The sequence below is a fragment of the Zhihengliuella halotolerans genome (assembly GCF_004217565.1).
In the GTDB taxonomy this organism is placed as follows: domain Bacteria; phylum Actinomycetota; class Actinomycetes; order Actinomycetales; family Micrococcaceae; genus Zhihengliuella; species Zhihengliuella halotolerans.
Genome location: NZ_SHLA01000001.1, coordinates 3,422,324 through 3,438,699, shown reverse-complemented (window position 1 = coordinate 3,438,699; position 16,376 = coordinate 3,422,324). Strand labels below are relative to the sequence as shown.

General features: G+C 71.2%; 13 protein-coding genes. 10 read left to right on the top strand and 3 right to left on the bottom strand.

Going from position 1 to position 16,376, the window contains the following annotated elements; all coding sequences use genetic code 11:
* Window positions 1-46 precede the first annotated feature (46 nt).
* Window positions 47-790 (top strand): FadR/GntR family transcriptional regulator, encoded by a 744-nt coding sequence (locus EV380_RS15870; protein WP_130451930.1) that lies wholly within the window; start codon window positions 47-49, stop codon window positions 788-790.
* Window positions 791-797: 7 nt separating this feature from the next.
* Here the strand turns inward: EV380_RS15870 and EV380_RS15865 are convergent, their stop codons facing one another.
* On the bottom strand, window positions 798-1,772 hold the full coding sequence (locus EV380_RS15865; RefSeq protein ID WP_242607660.1) for a sugar-binding transcriptional regulator: 975 nt from the start codon (window positions 1,770-1,772) through the stop codon (window positions 798-800).
* A 199-nt stretch (window positions 1,773-1,971) separates the two neighbouring features.
* On the opposite strand from EV380_RS15865, the gene EV380_RS15860 reads away from it, so the two are divergent.
* The 5 genes from EV380_RS15860 to EV380_RS15840 are packed head-to-tail and all read left to right on the top strand — an operon-like array spanning window position 1,972 to window position 7,524.
* The gene (locus EV380_RS15860) at window positions 1,972-3,141 is read left to right on the top strand and encodes a zinc-binding dehydrogenase (protein ID WP_341272779.1); all 1,170 of its coding nucleotides are present in this window, start codon (window positions 1,972-1,974) and stop codon (window positions 3,139-3,141) included.
* Window positions 3,138-4,535, top strand: a complete 1,398-nt coding sequence (locus EV380_RS15855) for an RbtT/DalT/CsbX family MFS transporter (protein WP_130451928.1) — start codon at window positions 3,138-3,140, stop codon at window positions 4,533-4,535. Before EV380_RS15860 ends, EV380_RS15855 begins: the two co-directional genes overlap by 4 nt.
* A gap of 24 nt (window positions 4,536-4,559) precedes the next feature.
* A complete protein-coding gene (locus EV380_RS15850; protein WP_130451927.1) occupies window positions 4,560-6,266 on the top strand; it encodes a dihydroxyacetone kinase family protein in 1,707 nt (568 codons plus the stop codon).
* 23 nt (window positions 6,267-6,289) lie between these two features.
* A complete protein-coding gene (locus EV380_RS15845) occupies window positions 6,290-6,763 on the top strand; it encodes a ribose-5-phosphate isomerase (RefSeq protein ID WP_130451926.1) in 474 nt (157 codons plus the stop codon).
* Window positions 6,763-7,524, top strand: coding sequence for a GolD/DthD family dehydrogenase (locus EV380_RS15840; protein ID WP_130451925.1), 762 nt, complete (start codon window positions 6,763-6,765; stop codon window positions 7,522-7,524). The genes EV380_RS15845 and EV380_RS15840 overlap by 1 nt, the downstream gene beginning before the upstream one ends.
* 9 nt (window positions 7,525-7,533) lie before the next feature.
* On the opposite strand, the gene EV380_RS16945 is transcribed toward EV380_RS15840, so the two are convergent.
* Both EV380_RS16945 and EV380_RS15830 read right to left on the bottom strand, forming a co-directional pair.
* Window positions 7,534-8,124 carry an SRPBCC family protein gene (locus EV380_RS16945; RefSeq protein ID WP_242607659.1) on the bottom strand — a complete coding sequence of 197 codons (591 nt, stop codon included), beginning with the start codon at window positions 8,122-8,124 and terminating at the stop codon, window positions 7,534-7,536.
* 150 nt (window positions 8,125-8,274) lie between these two features.
* Window positions 8,275-9,633: a sodium/glutamate symporter gene (locus EV380_RS15830; protein WP_165391986.1), complete on the bottom strand. Its 1,359-nt coding sequence runs from the start codon at window positions 9,631-9,633 to the stop codon at window positions 8,275-8,277.
* Between the two features lie 151 nt (window positions 9,634-9,784).
* On the opposite strand from EV380_RS15830, the gene EV380_RS15825 reads away from it, so the two are divergent.
* The 4 genes from EV380_RS15825 to EV380_RS15810 all read left to right on the top strand — a co-directional run bounded on the left by EV380_RS15825 (window position 9,785) and on the right by EV380_RS15810 (window position 16,372).
* Window positions 9,785-10,600, top strand: a complete 816-nt coding sequence (locus EV380_RS15825) for a DUF1206 domain-containing protein (protein ID WP_165391985.1) — start codon at window positions 9,785-9,787, stop codon at window positions 10,598-10,600.
* A gap of 166 nt (window positions 10,601-10,766) precedes the next feature.
* Window positions 10,767-12,299 carry a DUF3375 domain-containing protein gene (locus tag EV380_RS15820; protein ID WP_130451922.1) on the top strand — a complete coding sequence of 511 codons (1,533 nt, stop codon included), beginning with the start codon at window positions 10,767-10,769 and terminating at the stop codon, window positions 12,297-12,299.
* Window positions 12,296-12,988 carry a DUF4194 domain-containing protein gene (locus tag EV380_RS15815; protein WP_130451921.1) on the top strand — a complete coding sequence of 231 codons (693 nt, stop codon included), beginning with the start codon at window positions 12,296-12,298 and terminating at the stop codon, window positions 12,986-12,988. The genes EV380_RS15820 and EV380_RS15815 overlap by 4 nt, the downstream gene beginning before the upstream one ends.
* A complete protein-coding gene (locus EV380_RS15810; protein ID WP_130451920.1) occupies window positions 12,989-16,372 on the top strand; it encodes an ATP-binding protein in 3,384 nt (1,127 codons plus the stop codon).
* Window positions 16,373-16,376: the final 4 nt, after the last annotated feature.

Genomic DNA, 16,376 nt, shown 5'->3' with positions numbered 1-16,376 from the left:
GTAATCAGGCCTTTGAGGTACCTCCGCACTGTGGAATGCTGAGGACATGACCGAAGAGCTGGAAACGCCGACGACCGCGGGCCCGCTGCGTCACCTCGGGCAGGTCCGGCGCGGCAACGTCTTCGAGGAGACCATGGAGCAGCTCCTGCGCGGGATGCGGCTCGGCGTCCTCGCGCCGGGGCGAAAACTGCCCGCCGAGCGCGAGCTGGCCGAGTCGCTCGGTGTCTCCCGGGCGACGCTGCGGGAGGCACTGGCGGAGCTTCAGGCCGCCGGCTTCATCACCATTCAGCGCGGCCGCTACGGCGGAGCCTTCGTCGCCGCGGAGCCGCCCGCTGAGACAGCTGAACTGCGCTCCGAGGACCAGGGGCGAGTTGAGGACGTGCTGGTCTACCGCGCCGTCGTCGAACCGGCCGCCGCGGAGCTCGCCGCACGGGCGGCACTGACGGCTGCCCAGCGCACGGAACTGAATGCCGCACTGGAGGCGCTGCGCGCAGCAGAGCCGGCGCACTACCGCCCCTTGGACGCCCGCTTCCACGTCACCATCGCCGAGCTCTCCGGGTCGTCGATGCTCGCCGCCTCGGTCGCGGAAGCGCGCGCGGCGACGAGCCAGCTGCTGGACCGCATCCCGTTCCTGGAGACGAACATCGCCCACTCCGACGAACAGCACACGCGGATCACCACGGCCATCCTCACGGGCGACTCGGCGCTGGCCCGCACGCTGATGCTCGAGCATCTCGAGGGCACCGCCGCACTCCTGCGGGGTTTCCTCGCCGACGGCTCAGCCTCCTAGCAACGGCTCATCCGGCGTGCAGGATCGCGCGGGCCGTCACCTCGTCCGTGACGAGGACGTTGAACCAGCCGGACCGCGCCGAAACGCGGATGCTCGGGACCTTGCGCGTGCCGACGGCGACCGCGATGCGCGTCGGGATGCGCGTCAGCGTGCTCCGCGGGATCCGAACCATGCGCTCACTGCCCGGGAACTCCACCTCGCACCCCTCCTCGTCGAAGAAGGCCAGGCACACGTCTCCCACCGAGCGCTCCAGATTCGGGTGCTCGCGCGGAACGGAACGGGAGATCGATTCACGGGAGAGGGCCGGCGCGCCGATGCCGACGATCGCGACCTTGGCGGTCTCCCAGTCCTGGACAATCTGCCGGTATCCCGGGTCGTCCTGCAAGGCCTCCAGCAGTGGCGCCGACGGCATCGACGGGGCGAAGAGGTAGTGCGGGTAGCCGCCGGAGGCCGCCGTGAAGGCCCGGACGACCTCGTTGGTCTGATGCCACGGGTCCGGCTCCGCCTGCCCGCCGACGGCCGGGGCCACGATGATCCCGCCGAAGTCACCCAGGTGCTGCTGAGCCAGCGAGTAGGTCGTCTCACCTGAGGCGACGAGCAGCACATCGCCCGCATTGAGAGCGACGTCGCGCAGGGCCTGCCGGGTCGCCGGCGCCAGCCCGGCACCGAGCCGGCCGGACTGGTCTCCGGGCGCAAGATGCACCTCGTCGAGCCCCAGGGCATCGCGTAGCTGCTCGGCGAGCGCATCCGTGCCCACCGCACTCGGCTTGTGCACGCGGATCTCCACGATCCCCAGACGCCGGGCCTCCCCGAGCATGCGACTGATCGACGGCCGCGAGACCTGCAGCTGCTCGGCGACCTGCGCTTGCGTGGCGCCCTGCTCGTAGTACATCTGCGCAGCCCGGTACAACCGATCGAGTTCGGCGTGGCCGATCTCGTCGGTTACCGCCCCCACTTCCGGTCGTTCTGCATTCTCCGTCACATTCGCCTCCGCCCTCATCGTACTGGAGCACTTCCACCGTATCGCGCCAAATCCTCCCTGTGAACATATGTGCTTGACGTTTGTTCGCGAGTCGCTCACTATGGGTTGTGACGCCACGCACATGGTCTGCGCCACACCTCGACAGGCCCGCCGCAGCGTCGACCTAACCGAGATGACCATGTGTCAAGGAGTGATCAGCGTGACTGAGGCAACCACCATCCCCGCCCCCAGCGGGACGAACCTGCCCGCGACGATGCGGGCCGTCGTCGTACACGGCCCAGAGGACTACCGACTCGAGGAGCGACCTGTGCCGACCCCGGGGCCGGGCGAGCTCCTCCTGCGCACCGACGCCGTCGGCGTCTGCGCCTCGGACCTGAAGTGCTACCAGGGCGCGGAGAAGTTCTGGGGCGGGGCGCACAAGCCGGCCTGGGCCGAGCGCGACCGCATCCCCGGGCACGAATTCGTCGGCACGGTCGTCGCCGCAGGCGACGGCGCGCTGGAGACCCGCGGCGTCGGCCTCGGCGACCGCCTCGCGTGCGAGCAGATCGTGCCGTGCACCGACTGCTTCTATTGCTCCCGCGGCATCTACTGGATGTGCGAGCCGCACGAGATGTTCGGGTTCAAGGGGCACGACGGCGCCATGGCCGAGTACGTGCTGGTCCCCACCCGGGCCCTCACGCACCGGGTCGCCGCCGACCTGCCCGGCCACTTCGCCGCCTTCTCGGAGCCGCTCTCCTGTGCCATGCACGCCGTCGAGCGCGCCTCCATCCAGTTCGAGGACACCGTGGTGGTCGCCGGCGCCGGCCCGATCGGCCTCTCCGCGATCGCCGGGGCGCGGCAGAAGAACCCGCTGCGCATCATCGCCCTCGACATGCTGGATGAGAAGCTCGAGCTCGCCACGGCGTGCGGCGCCGACGTCGTCATCAACATCGCACGGACCGACGCCGTCGCGGCCGTCAAGGAGCTCACGGGCGGCTACGGCGCGGACGTCTACATCGAGGCGACCGGGCACCCCTCCGCCGTCGGGCAGGGCCTGAACCTGCTGCGCAAGCTGGGGCGGTTCGTCGAGTACTCCGTCTTCAAGGACAAGCCGAGCGTCGACTGGTCGATCATCTCCGACGACAAGGAGCTCGACGTCCTCGGCGCGCACCTCGGCCCGCACTGCTGGCCGGCGGCGATCAAGCTCATCGAGAGCGGCACGCTGCCCATGGAGACGATCTGCACGCACCAGTTCCCGCTCGAGCGCTTCCAGGAGGCCCTCGACATGGTCGCCGACTCCGCCGGCGGCTCGGTCAAGGTCTCGATCCTCCCGAACGGGCCCGTCCCGTCCGGTTCGGCCGCGAACCTGCAGGGCGGTGAGACAGCATGAGCACCACCGGAACCGCCGCCCGCCCGCTGCCCGCAGGGCACCCCGACGAGACGCGCCTGGACCGGGCCGGCATGCCGCACATGCTGCGCTTCGGCTTCCTGGGCCTGCTCCTCGTCATGACGGCCGTCGGCCTCGAGTCCAACATCCTGACTCCGCACATGGTGGACGTCCTCGGCTCCCCCGAGGCCACGATCTCCTCCATCATCACCGGGCACTCCGTGGCCGTGCTCATCGCCTCCTACCTCGGCGGATCGCTCTCCGACCTGTTCGGCCCGCGCCGCGTGATGGCGATCGGCGCGGCGATTTTCCTCGTCTTCCAGGTCCTGTTCCTGATCTCCCTGTCCGCGGGCAGCCTCGAGATGGCCGCCGTGACATACTTCCTGCGCGGCTTCGGCTTCCCGATGTTCGCGTTCGCCTTCATCGTCTGGGTCAATATCACCGCCCCGCCGGAGCGCAACTCCACCGCCATCGGCTGGTTCTACGTGATGTACACGGGCGGCCTGCCGACCCTGGGCTCGCTCGTCGCCATCGGCGCGATCCCGACCTTCGGCGGCGGGCGCGCCGGCGAGACGGGGGCCATGTGGCTCGCCGCGGTGCTCGTCGCGGCCGGTTTCCTGATCTCCTGGTTCGGCATCAAGGACGCCCGGGGATCGCAGCGGATCGCCCCCGCCGGCGAGTCCGCGGCGCAGGTGTTGACCGCCGGGCTGCGCCTGACGTTCACGAACCGCAAGGTCGCCATGGGCTTCCTCATCCGCCTCATCAACACCGCCCCGCAGTTCGGCATGTTCATCATGCTCCCCGCCGTCATCTCCACGACGCTCGGCTGGGGCCAGTCCCGCTGGCTCGCCATGACCGTCGCCGTGTACGCGACGAACATCCTCGTCAACGCCGTCTTCGGCGCCATCGGCGACCGCTGGGGCTGGCGCCGCACCGTCAAGTGGTTCGGCATCGCCGGCTCCGCGATCGGCCTGCTGCTCTGGTGGTACGTCCCGCACATGGTGCCGGCGGGCTCGACGTGGGGCTACATCGCCTCCGTCGTGGCCGGCTGCATCTTCGGCTGCCTGCTCGCCGGATTCGTGCCGATGGGCGCGATCATGCCGGCCCTCGCTCCGAACCACCGCGGCGCGGCCATCGCGATGTATACGACGGCGGCCGGCGGCGCCACGTTCCTCGGTTCCGCCGTCGTCGCGATTGTCTTCAACATCGCCGCCGGCCTGGGCTGGGACGACTTCACGCGGAACTCCGTCGTCGTATGGACGTTCGTTGCCCTGTACGCCTGCGCCTTCGCGATGATCCGCCACCTCAAAGTGCCGGAGGACGAGGCCAAGGAGAAATACGGCCGGCTCTTCGGCCGCCGTGCCGCACCCGTGACCACGTCCCCCGCCGACGCCTGATCCACTCGTAAGGACTCCCGACTCATGACTACCCTGTTCAACGATCCCGCCCGCTTCATGGAGGACCAGCTCGCCGGCTTCCTTGACCTGTACTCCGACCGGTTGGTCGGCGTCGACGGCGGCGTCGTGTCCGCCTCCGCACCCGGCTCCGAGCAGGTCTCGGTCGTCGTCGGCGGCGGCTCCGGCCACTACCCGGCGTTCGCCGGGCTCGTCGGCCCGGGCTTCGCCGCCGGTGCCGTCGTCGGGAACATCTTCACCTCCCCGTCGGCGAACTGGGCGGCCAACGTCGCCCGGGCCGCCAGCCAGGGCCGCGGGGTGGTCTTCACCTACGGAAACTACGCCGGCGACAACATGAACTTCGGCCTCGCCCAGCAACGCCTGGCCGCCGAGGGGATCGACGCCCGCCTCGTCGTCGTCACCGATGACATCGCCTCGGCGGACGACCCAGCCAAGCGCCGCGGCATCGCCGGCGATTTCACGGTCTTCAAGGTCCTGGGCGCCGCGGCCGCCCAGGGGCTGGACCTCGACGCCGTCGAGGAGGCCGGCAACCGCGCAAACGACGCGACCCGCACGCTCGGCGTCGCGTTCTCCGGATGCACGATGCCCGGGGAGGCGACCCCGCTGTTTGAGGTCCCGGACGGCCACCTGGGCCTCGGGCTCGGCATCCACGGCGAGCCCGGGATCAAGGACATCCCGCTCATGTCCGCCGACGAGCTCGCGCAGCTTCTCGTCGACCGCGTCCTCGCCGAGGCCCCGGAGGGCGCCGGCCGCCGCGTCGCACCCGTGCTCAACGGGCTGGGCGACACCAAGTACGAGGAGCTGTTCCTGCTCTGGGGGCGGGTGTCGCGCCTTTTGGCCGAGCGCGGGTACGAGGTCGTGCAGCCGGAGGTCGGCGAGCTCGTGACGAGCCTCGACATGGGCGGCTGCTCGCTGACGCTGATGTGGCTCGATCCGGACCTCGAGCGCTGGTGGACGGCCGACGCGTACACCCCGGCGTTCCGGCGGGTCGGCGCGGCCGTCCCGGCGCGTGCCGCCGCCGCGGACCTCGTCCGCACGACGGCGGCCGCCGCGCCGCTCGTCGAGGCGTCCGCCACCGGCGTCGACCTCGCCGCATCGGTCCGCCGCGCGCTCGACTCCGTGCAGTCCCTGCTCGAGGAGAACAGCGCCGAGCTGGGCCGGATCGACGCCGTCGCCGGCGACGGCGACCACGGCCGCGGCATGGTGCGCGGCATCTCGGCCGCCGCCGCGGCGGGCCGGTCGGTGCCGGACCAGGCCGGGCCGCGGGCAGTGCTGCGCGCCGCCGGTCGCGCGTGGGCCGACGACGCCGGCGGCACCTCCGGCATCCTCTGGGGCGCAGCCCTCGAGGCCGCCGGCAACGAACTCGACGACACGGCCGAGCGGTACACCGCGCGCGACGCCGTCGCCGCCGTCCGGGCGTTTCGCGACTCGATAACCGGACTCGGCAAGGCCGAGGTGGGCGACAAGACGCTCATCGACGCGCTCGCGCCCTTCGCCGCGACGCTCGAGTCCGCGGTCGACGACGGCGAAGCGCTGCCCGCGGCCTGGTCCGCGGCCGCCGCCGTGGCCACCGCAGCGGCGGAGGCGACGGCGTCGCTGCGGCCCGCACTCGGGCGCGCCCGCCCCCTCGCTGAGAAGAGCGTCGGCACACCCGACGCCGGCGCCACGTCGCTGTCCCTGATCATCACCGCATTGGCCACCCACGTGCGCTGACAGCGCACCCCGAAGGAGACACCATGAGCACCCAGCAACTGCGCCTCGTCGTCGGCTGCGACGACGCCGGGTTCGACTACAAGGAGGCGATTCGGGCCGACCTCGAGGCCGACGCCCGCGTCGCGTCCGTGATCGACGTCGGGGTCGACGCCGACGGGCACACCCCCTACCCCCGCATCGCCGTCGAAGCGGCACAGCTTGTCGCGGACGGCCGCGCCGACCGTGCCCTCCTGATCTGCGGCACCGGCCTCGGAGTCGCCATCTCGGCCAACAAGGTGCCGGGGATCCGCGCCGTGACGGCCCACGACTCGTTCTCCGTGGAGCGCTCGGTCCTCTCCAACGACGCCCAGGTCCTCTGCCTGGGCCAGCGCGTGATCGGCCGCGAGCTGGCGCGGCGCCTGGCGTCCGAGTGGCTCGGCTACGCGTTCGACCCGGAGAGCCCCTCACAGGAGAAGGTCCGCTCCATCACCGCGTTCGAACAGACGGGGGCCTGCTGATGGGCGGCGGCTTCTTCGACCTGACCGGCCGCACGGCGATCGTCACCGGCGGCGCGTCCGGCCTGGGCAACGCGATCGCCCGCGCGCTCGCGGAACGAGGCGCCGTCGTCGTGCTGGCCGACCGCGACGCCGCCGCCCTGGGCGCCGCGGCGGATGCGCTTGCCGCCGACGGTCTGGAGGCGCGTACCCTCGCCGTCGACGTCACGGACCGCGATGCGCTCACGCGCGCCGTGGACGACCTCGCCAGCGCCCTGGGGCGGATCGACATCCTCGTGAACTCAGCGGGCATCGCCCTGCTGGCCCCGGTCACGGAGGTCCCCGACGAGCATTGGGACCGGGTGATCGGCGTCAACCTCACCGGGACGTTCGCCGCCTGCCGGGCCGTGGCGACGCACATGAAGCGCGCCGGGTACGGCCGCATCGTGAACATCGCCTCGCAGGCGGCGCACGTCGCGCTCGAGGACCACGCGGCCTACGCCGCGTCCAAGTCGGGGCTCTTCGGTCTTACGCGTTCACTCGCCCGGGAACTCGGCCCGCACGGGGTCACGGCCAACACGCTCTCGCCGACGGTCGTGCTCACCGACATGGGCCGCGAGGCCTGGGCGGGTCCGCGCGGCGAGGCGCACAAAGCCCAGATCCCCGCCCGGCGCTTCGCGGAGCCGCGGGAGGTCGCGGCGGCCGCGCTCTACCTCGTCTCGACGGAGGCGGCCATGGTCAACGGGGCGGACCTGCGCATCGACGGCGGCTTCACGATCGCGTGATCCCGGCCCCTACCCATCGTGGATCTCGCCGCGCCATTCGCCCTCGGCCCCTTCGGCCTCGACGAGCTTCTTGAACCGGCGCAGATCCCGCTTCACCTGAGCGTCGTCGAGGCCCAGCTTGTCGCCGAGCTTCTCGAGGAACGTCTCGTCGTCCCACGTGATCTCGACCTCGACGAGCGTGCCCGGTCGGCCCTTCGGCATGGCCGGCTCCTCGGGTTCCGGAGTGACGTGCAGGCCGCGCGTCGCCGCCGTCACCTCGAGCCCGGCCACAAACGGGCCTGAGCCCGCGACGTGCAGGTTGTCCGGGTCCGGTTCCGACTCGGCCACCTCGATCGACGTGAACGTCACGCGCCCGTTGTGGCCCTTGCCATCGATGGTCTCCCAGGCGATGACCTCGTCGGGCACCTGCTCGGTGATACGGGTCCGGAAGGTGCGTTCGACGCCCGCGACGGAGACCGTCCAGCGGTTGGTGGCGTCGTCGACCTGTGTGACGTCCTGGACAGCGTGCATGAACCGCGGGAAGGATTCGAACTGCGTCCACTCGTTGTAGGCGGTACTCACGGGGACGAGGACTTCGATGCGTTCGGAGACCGTTGCCATGATGCACTCCTTCGGGTCGGCGTTCGAGCGTCCGTTCAGGATCAGCTCGTCCGGCCCCGCAGGCGGGGTCCCTTCAACGGGACCGGTCTTTTCAGCGTAGAATCCGGCCCGCGGCCTGTGAACCCCGGCCCGCTAGGAATCTCCTGAAAATCAGTCGACGGCGGCCGGGACCTTGACCTCGTCCGGCGACTGCGCACCCTTCCGGCGCAGCAGCCTCGCTGCGGTGAGGATCGCGACCCCGGCGACAGTCAGCGTGATCGCCGCCGGCCAGGCCAGGCCGGCCATGATCAGCGCCGGCAGCAACGCGACGAAGGCGATGTCGCCGAAGCCGATGGGGATGTAGGCCAGGCCGTAGTAGTCGAGGGTCTTGGATCGCATCTGAGGGTCGACGACGCGCAGGAGGGCGATCCCCATCGCGACCGTTCCCGTGCCCCAGCCCCACGTGAAAACGGACTGCTCGACCTTGTGGTCGGTGAAGAAGCGCTTGGCGACGAAGAAGTAGAACCCCACCATCGCGACGATCCCGAAGACCATCAGCAGCGCGAGCGGTCCGGCGTAGGCGACGACAATGGCCGGGTCGATCGAGGCGATCCCGAACGCGACCAGCAGGTCGGTCGACGAACTCGAGGTGCGTTCGAAGAGCCGGGTGTCGAAGTGGCGCAGGGCGCCGGCCTTGGTCATCACGCCGAACACCAGGTACCCGACGATGAACGCGACGGAGAAGGTCGGGATGTTCAGGCCCTCCACCATGGACCCGGCCCAGTCGGAGATCACGTAGGAGAGACCGGCGATCGCGAAGAGGACTCCGGCGTGGTAGATCATCGGGTCGATCGACATCGAGGAGACGGGGCTTGAGGCGATCGATTCTCGCTTCTCTGGTTCGATCATGCCCGTGCGCAGGCTGCGCGGCAGGTCCTTGAAATGCGAGAGATAGACCGTGTTGCCGCGCATGGACTCGATCTTGATGAGGATGATGCCGCCCACGACGGAGACGATGATGCCCACGGTCGCGGCCGTCATGCCCAGGCTCGCCGCTTCGGGCCAGCGGTCGCCGAAGCTCTCGGCGATGGCGGCGGCCGTGCCGTGCCCACCCATGAATCCCGTGGCGATCATCAGCCCGAAACCGTCCGGAACCGAGGAGAAGAAGATGCTGACGACGCCGAGCGCGAAGAGCAGCCCCACACCCCATTGCAGGACCACCGCCGACTGCGACACCGCCCACATCGTCCCCACGGACCGCATTACGCCCTTGAGCGAGGCCACCTTGGAGGTGAACGGCAAGGCGGCGAAGACCACGGCGATCAAGACACCCGCGTAGCTGGAGATCTCCGAGGAGAAGGGAATGATCCCGAGCATCTTCGGGCCGAGCACGAGGCCCAGGACCCCCGCGATGAGACTCGACGGCAGGAAGATGCTCTGGATGAACGGCACCTTGGCGCGCAGGAAGGCGCCCACGAGCAGCAGGGCGCAGATCCAGCCAAGATCGGTAAACAGGGACCACGCGGTCATGTACACCTCTTTGTCGAACATGAGAAAGCCGAGGGCACTCCCCTCGGCAACTCATCAATGCTAGAGCAGGCACGTCCCACGTCGGCAACAGCGGTGTCTCGACGCGTCGACACCCCAGCCGGGCTGGCGGTCTGGCTCTATGCTTGTGCTCATGAAGGACCGCGGAGAATCCAGCACGTCGAAGCCGCTGCGCGCCGCCCGCTCCGCCGTCCACGACGACCGCTTCGCGGCGCTCGCCCGGTCGGGCTACGTCACCAGCGGCGTGCTGCACATGATTCTCGGCTGGCTGACGGCGATCGTCGCCCTCGGCGGCAGCGCGGACGCCGATCACACCGGCGCGTTGCAGGCCGTCGCCGCGCGGCCGTTCGGTGTCGCGGGCCTCGTGCTCGCCGGCGCCGCCTGCGCCCTGCTCGGGCTGTGGATGCTGGGCCGGGCGCTGTTCGGCCGTGAAAAGGTTACGGGTCGCCTCAAGAATGCCGGCACGACGGCGGTCTACCTCACCATCGCGGTGACGATCCTGCGCTACGCGCTCGGAGCGAGGAGCAGCTCCGCGGAGAGCACGCAGAGCCTCTCCGCCGAACTCATGAAGAACCCGGCCGGCTCGGCGCTGCTCATCGGCGTCGGGGTGGCGATCCTCGTCGTCGCCGGCTATCACATCTACAAGGGCCTCTCCCGCCGCTTCCCCAAGGACCTGCACACGCTGCCCAACAGCCCCATCCGCCTCGTCACCACGATCTTGGGCACGGCGGGGTACATCGCCAAGGGGCTCGTTCTGGCCTCCCTCGGCCTGTTGTTCGTCGTCGCCACCGTCCAGAACGACCCGAACGACTCCCGCGGGCTCGACGGCGCGCTGCAGTCCGTGCGGGACCAGCCGTACGGCCCATGGTGGCTGCTGGCCCTGGCCGCGGGGCTGGTGCTCTACGGCGCGTACCAGGTGCTCCGCGCCCGGTTCGACACCATGCGCTGACTCGGCCCCGGCCCTCGCGCGCACGGTGTTCGCGCACGGTGTTGAGGCGCAGAGCACTTCGACCAGCGCGTGTTCAGCACCGTGGCCTAGAATCGGATGCCCGGGCGCGAGCAGGCCCGGCACCAGGGCGGACGTCCGCCACTTGTTCGTCTCGAGAAAGCACCGCATGCGCCTCCCCCACCCCGCTGTCGCCACCTGGGCCGACCAGCTGGACTTTCGCGAATCCGCGGGGTGGAAGCTCCTCTCGGCCGCGCCCTGGGTCGCCGCCTTCCTGCGCGCCGAATTCACGTCCGCGGCGCCGCGCGTCGCGCTCGAGGCGTTCCACGCGAGCCTCGACACGTTCCTCAAGCAGCTGCGCGCCGACTCCCCCGAGGTCCCGCTCAACGACGCCTGGCGCGCCGCCCAGTACGCCGACTCGTGGGTCAAGGCGGGGTTCCTCGCGCGTCCGCTCGTCGACGGTTTCTTCGTCTACGAGCCGACGGCGCACACGGCCCGCGTCCTGCGCTTCCTCGACTCCGTCGCCGGCTCCGGCACCAACCTGAACTCCTCCCGCCTCTCCGCACTGCTCTCGAGCCTCGAATCCCTCGCCCACGAGACCGACCCGGACCCCGAGGCCCGCATCCGCCAGCTCGAGTCCGAGATCGCCGACCGCCGCGCCCGGCTCGACGCGCTGCGCAGCGGCGAGGCGCCGGCCATGCTCTCCGACGACGGCGCCGTCGCCGCCGCCCGTAGCATCCTCGACCTCGCCGCCAACCTGCCGGCCGACTTCAAGCGCATGCGCGACGGCGTGCAGGAGATGCTGCACGGGATCCGCCAGGAGATCATGGAGTCCTCCGTCTCCAAGGGCGTCGCGGTCGGCCAGGTGCTCGAGGGCGACCGCCAGCTCCGCTCGACGCCCGAGGGCGAGACGTTCCGCGGCTTCACCGACTTCCTCAACGACCCCGCCCAGCAGGCCCGCTTCCGCGAGGCCGTCACCGAGGTCCTCGCGCGCGGCTTCGTCGACGACCTCACCGCCGGCGAGCGCCACACGATCGCGAACATGTTGCGTGAGCTGCGGCGCCAGGCCACCGAGGTGCATGCGACCTACGGAAAGCTCTCCGAGTCCCTGCACGCCTACGTCCAGTCGGACGAGCTGCGCGAGTCCGAGCAGCTCCGCCGTGCCATCCGCGCCGCCGAGCTCGCCACGGCCGCCTCGCCAGCGCTGCGCCCGCGCACGCCCGTCGCGCCGCTGAGCCTCTACGAACCGCACTTCGCGACGCTCGCCGACCTCGGCATCTTCGACCCCGCCGAGCACGTCGCCCCGCCGAAGCTCGCCGACCCGCCGCCCCTCTCCGCCGCCGACATCCACCGCACCCCCATCACCCCCGGCGCCGACACGGGCGTGCTGCGCGCCGCCGTCGTGCACGCCCTGGAATCCCGCACGACGGCGGCGCCCGCCGGCGGCGGGCGTTCGGTGACGCTCGGGGAGGTCTTCGAGACGCTCGAGCCGCAGCACCGCCACCTGAACTCGGTCCGGTACCTGATCGAGCTCGCCCGGATCACCGACGCGGCCGCCCTGGACACGACCGACTTCCAAGCCGTCGACATCCGGCAGGTCGACGGCTCCGAGCGCACGGCCTACCTGCCGCGCGTGACGTACGCACCCGAATTCGCTGCCGCGCACGGCACCGCGGCCACGAGAACCGAGGAGACAGCATGAACGATCCCATCCCCGACGGGGCCCTGTTCGAGGGCGACGCCGGCCGGTTCGAGCTGCCCCTGCGCCAGGCGCTCGTGCGGCTGCTGCGCGGGCCGTACGTCGACGGGACCGGAGACGCGAAGCTGTGGCAGCGGATCCTGGACCGGCGCGAAGACATCTCCGCGTTCGTCTCCGAGCTGTTCCTGCACCTGGTCATCGACGAGGACCGCAAGATCGCGCTGCTGGCGCCGGTCGAGATGGACGAGCCGCACACGACGCCGATCGCCCCGCGCCGCCCCCTGCGCCGTGAGGAGACACTGCTCGCCCTGCGGCTGCGGCTGCTGCTCGAGCGGCACGCCGGCACCGGCACGGATCCGGTCATCTCGCGGGCGGGCGCCCGCGACATCCTCGAGGAGCACCGGCAGCCGGGCGCCGTCGACGACAAGCGGCTCGAGGAACTCACCGACTCCTCGCTGGCGCGCCTGCTGGCCCTGAAGCTCGTGGTGCCGACCGAGCTCGAGCACGAGTACCGGGTCTCCGCGGCGCTGGCGCTCGCGCTGCCGTTCACGACGATCGACGAGATCCCCGCCTACCTCGCGGCGATCGAACGCACCGACGCCGGATCGGTGCCGCTCGACGAGGCGCCGAGCGCCGCATCCGCCGTCGACGACGACCTGTTCGAGGCGACCGAGACGAAGGAGAACGCGTAGATGGGCATCGAGTACACCCTCCCGCTCGGCGAGTCCGTCAACCCGGGCCAGCACCGGCTGCGCGAGATCCAGGTCATCAACTGGGGCACGTTCCACGGCCGGCACAGCCTCTACGTCGACCGGCACGGCACGCTGCTCACGGGCCACCCCGGCGTCGGCAAGTCCACGCTGTTCGACGGCATCGGGCACATCTTCCATGCTCTCCCGCGTCTGAACGAGTCCGCCCACGAGGCCTCGACCCGACGCGACCGCCGCACCACCTACTCGTACATGCGCGGGCGGCAGTTCAAGACGGCCGACGGCGTCGTCGCGCAGCGCCCCGGCTCGACGTGGAGCGCCGTCGGACTCGTCTACGAGAACGGGCTTGGTTCCCAGACGTGCATCGCCGCGCTCTTCGACGTGCCCTCCGGCGGGCTCGAGGGCCAGGTCGGCAAGCACTACGTCATCGGCGACGGCCCCCTCGACACGGCCGCTCTCGAGGAGCAGCTCGCCCAGCCCGGTTCCCGCCGCTTCTCCGCGTCCACCCTGTCGAAGGCGCTGACCGGGTTCGAGGTCTACGACACCCACAAGACGTTCGCCGAGCGCTTCCGCCGCCGCCTCGGCATCGACCACGACAAGGCGTTCAGCCTGCTGCGCACCCTGCAGAACGGCAAGGGCCTGGACCGCGGCGTGAACCTCTTCTTCCGCCAGGAGGTGCTCGAGGCCCCGGCCACGCTCGCGGCCGCCGACGGGGCCGTCGAGGACTTCGCCCACCTGCGCGGGATCCACCGCCAACTCGAGACCGCCCGCGCCCAGCGCGATGCCCTCGAGCTGGTGCCCGAGCGCTACGGCCGCTATCTCGAGCTGCTCGCCGAGCGCTCCGCCGCCAAGCGCTGGTACGACGACGTGCTGCCGCACGTGCGGGCCGCACGCACCGCCGAGGTGCACGGCGCCGAGGCGGCCCGCTTGGAGGCCGAGCTGGGTGAGCACCGGGCGCAGATCGCTGCGGCCGCGCGGCAGAAGAGCGGGCTGGACGCCCGGGTCACGTCCCTGCAGGAGCAGCACGACGCCCACGGCGGGCAGGCGCTGCGCACCCTAGAACGCGAGCTCGAGACCGCGCGCTCCGCTCTCGCCGAACGCGAGAAAACGGCCGCGAAGCTGGTCGCGGAAGCCGGGCGCGCCGGCGTCGAACTGGATTTCACCGCCGAAGGCCTGGCCGCGATGCGGACCGAGGCGGCCGCGACCGCGCGGCGGCTCTCCTCGATCGAGCAGGACACCCGCACGCTCGAGTACGAAGCGATGGCCCAGGTCATGGCCACCCGCGAGAAGCTGCGGCAGTTGCGGGCCGACATCGACTCGTACCGGCGCCGCGGGTCCAACATCGATGACCGCTCGGCGACCGCGCGGCGCGCGATCTGCTCGGTGACCGGGATCGATCCGGAGTCGCTGCCGTTCGGCGGCGAGCTCGTGGACCTGGCCCCGGACGCGGGCGCGTGGCGTCCCGCCGCGGAGAAGGCGCTCCGCCGCCTGGCGACGACGCTGCTCGTGCCCGGCGAGCACCTGGAGGCGGTGACGCGCGCGATCGACTCCGGCGTCGCGGACGGGGTCGGCTCGCGGCTGCGCTGGGTCGATCTCGCGCAGGCGCCCCGGCCGGCGACCCCCGGGGCGACCGACCTGGTGACCAGGCTCGAGTTCAAGGACAACGCGGCGGGTGCGTGGCTCCGCGCGAAGATCACCGCCGACTACCCGCTGGCCTGCGTCGAGACGGACGCCGGGCTGCACGAGCACGAGCGGGCGATCTCGCTGGCCGGAACCCTGAAGACCGGGCGCGGATCGTTCGAGCGGGACACCCGGCCCATCGCGGCCTCGGACTACCTCCTGGGCTTCACGAACGAGGCCAAGATCGCCGAACTCGAGGAGTCGGCCGCAGCGCTCGCGGCCGAGCGCGACGCAGCCGAGGCGGCCGCCGACGAGCGCAGCGCCTCGACCCGGGACCTCGCCGGACGGATGCGCGCGCTGGCCGCTCTGGCCGATGACGCCCGCGAGTTCGCGCGCCTCGACACGACTCCTGCCGCCGCGGCCGTCGCCGACCTCGAGTCGCGGCTGCAGGCCGTCATGAACGACGACGCCTCGCTTGCGGAGGTGCGCTCCGCCCTGGAGGAAGCGCAGGCCGAGCGGGAGGGGACCGTGGGCCGGCTCGCGGTGCTGCGCAGCGAGGCCGCGCGGCTCGAGTCCGCTCTGAGCGCGGCCGAGCGGCGGCTCGCCGCGGCGCCCCTCCCCGCGGCCGCATCCGGTGCGGGAACCGGGTCCGCCCCGGACGACGCCGCGGCCACCGACCCCGCGACCGAGGACGAGTGCGCCGAACTGCTCACCCGCTTCCCCGACCTCGCGGGTGCGGCGAGCGGCGCGGAGGTGGAGGCCGCGGCGTCGTCCGCGGCGTTGAAGCTGCAGGGAGCGGAGGCGCAGGCGCGGCAGGCCATCTTCGCCGCCGAGGCCGACCTGACGGAGACGTTCCGCGAGTTCGCGCGAACCTTCGGGCCCGGGGCCTCGGCATCGTACGGCACGGGTGTCGACGCGGCACCGGACTACGTGCGGCTGTACGAATCAATCGTCGCCGAGGGGCTGCCCCAGCGCGAAGAGGAGTTCCGCGAGTACTTCTCCAACCGCTCCTACGAGCGGTTCTCCGACCTGCTGCAGCTGCTCGAGGAGGAACGGCGGGCGATCGGCGAACGCATCGAGCCACTCAACCAGATCCTCTCCGACGTGCCGTTCGAGAAGGGGCCCGACGGGACGAGCTCGCGGCTGCGGCTCGAGCTGACAACGGCCGTTCCGGAGGAGGCGCGGGCCTTCAAGGCGGAGCTGAAAGAGGCGCTCGGGCACGCGTACGGCGCGGCCGCGGACGATCTGTCAGCGCAGTACGAGCGGCTCGAGCGGCTCGTCGACGCCCTCGACGACACCGGGCGCGCCGCGTGGCGGGACACCGTGCTGGACGTCCGCCGCCACGTGGTGATCAGCTGCAACGAACACAAGGGCAACGGCGAGATCGAGGCCGGGCTCGAGCCGGGCACGCTTTCCGGCGGCGAGGGCCAGCGCTTCACGTCGTTCATCATGGGCGCCGCGCTCGCGTACCAGCTCGGCCTAGCGACGCAGGGCTTCACGACCTACGGGACCGTGATGATCGACGAGGCATTCATCCAGGCCAACGCGGAGTACGCGGGCGCCGGCATCAACGCGCTGCAGGAGTTTGGGTTCCAGCTGCTGCTGGCCGCTCCCGAGGACAAGGTGGACCTGGCGAAGCACCTGGGCTCGATCACGGACATCGTCAAGCACCCGGGATCCAACGTCTCCGGCTTCGTGGCGACTGGCCTCTCGCCGGCGGTCGCGACGGACATCGTGCTCCGCTGAGCGC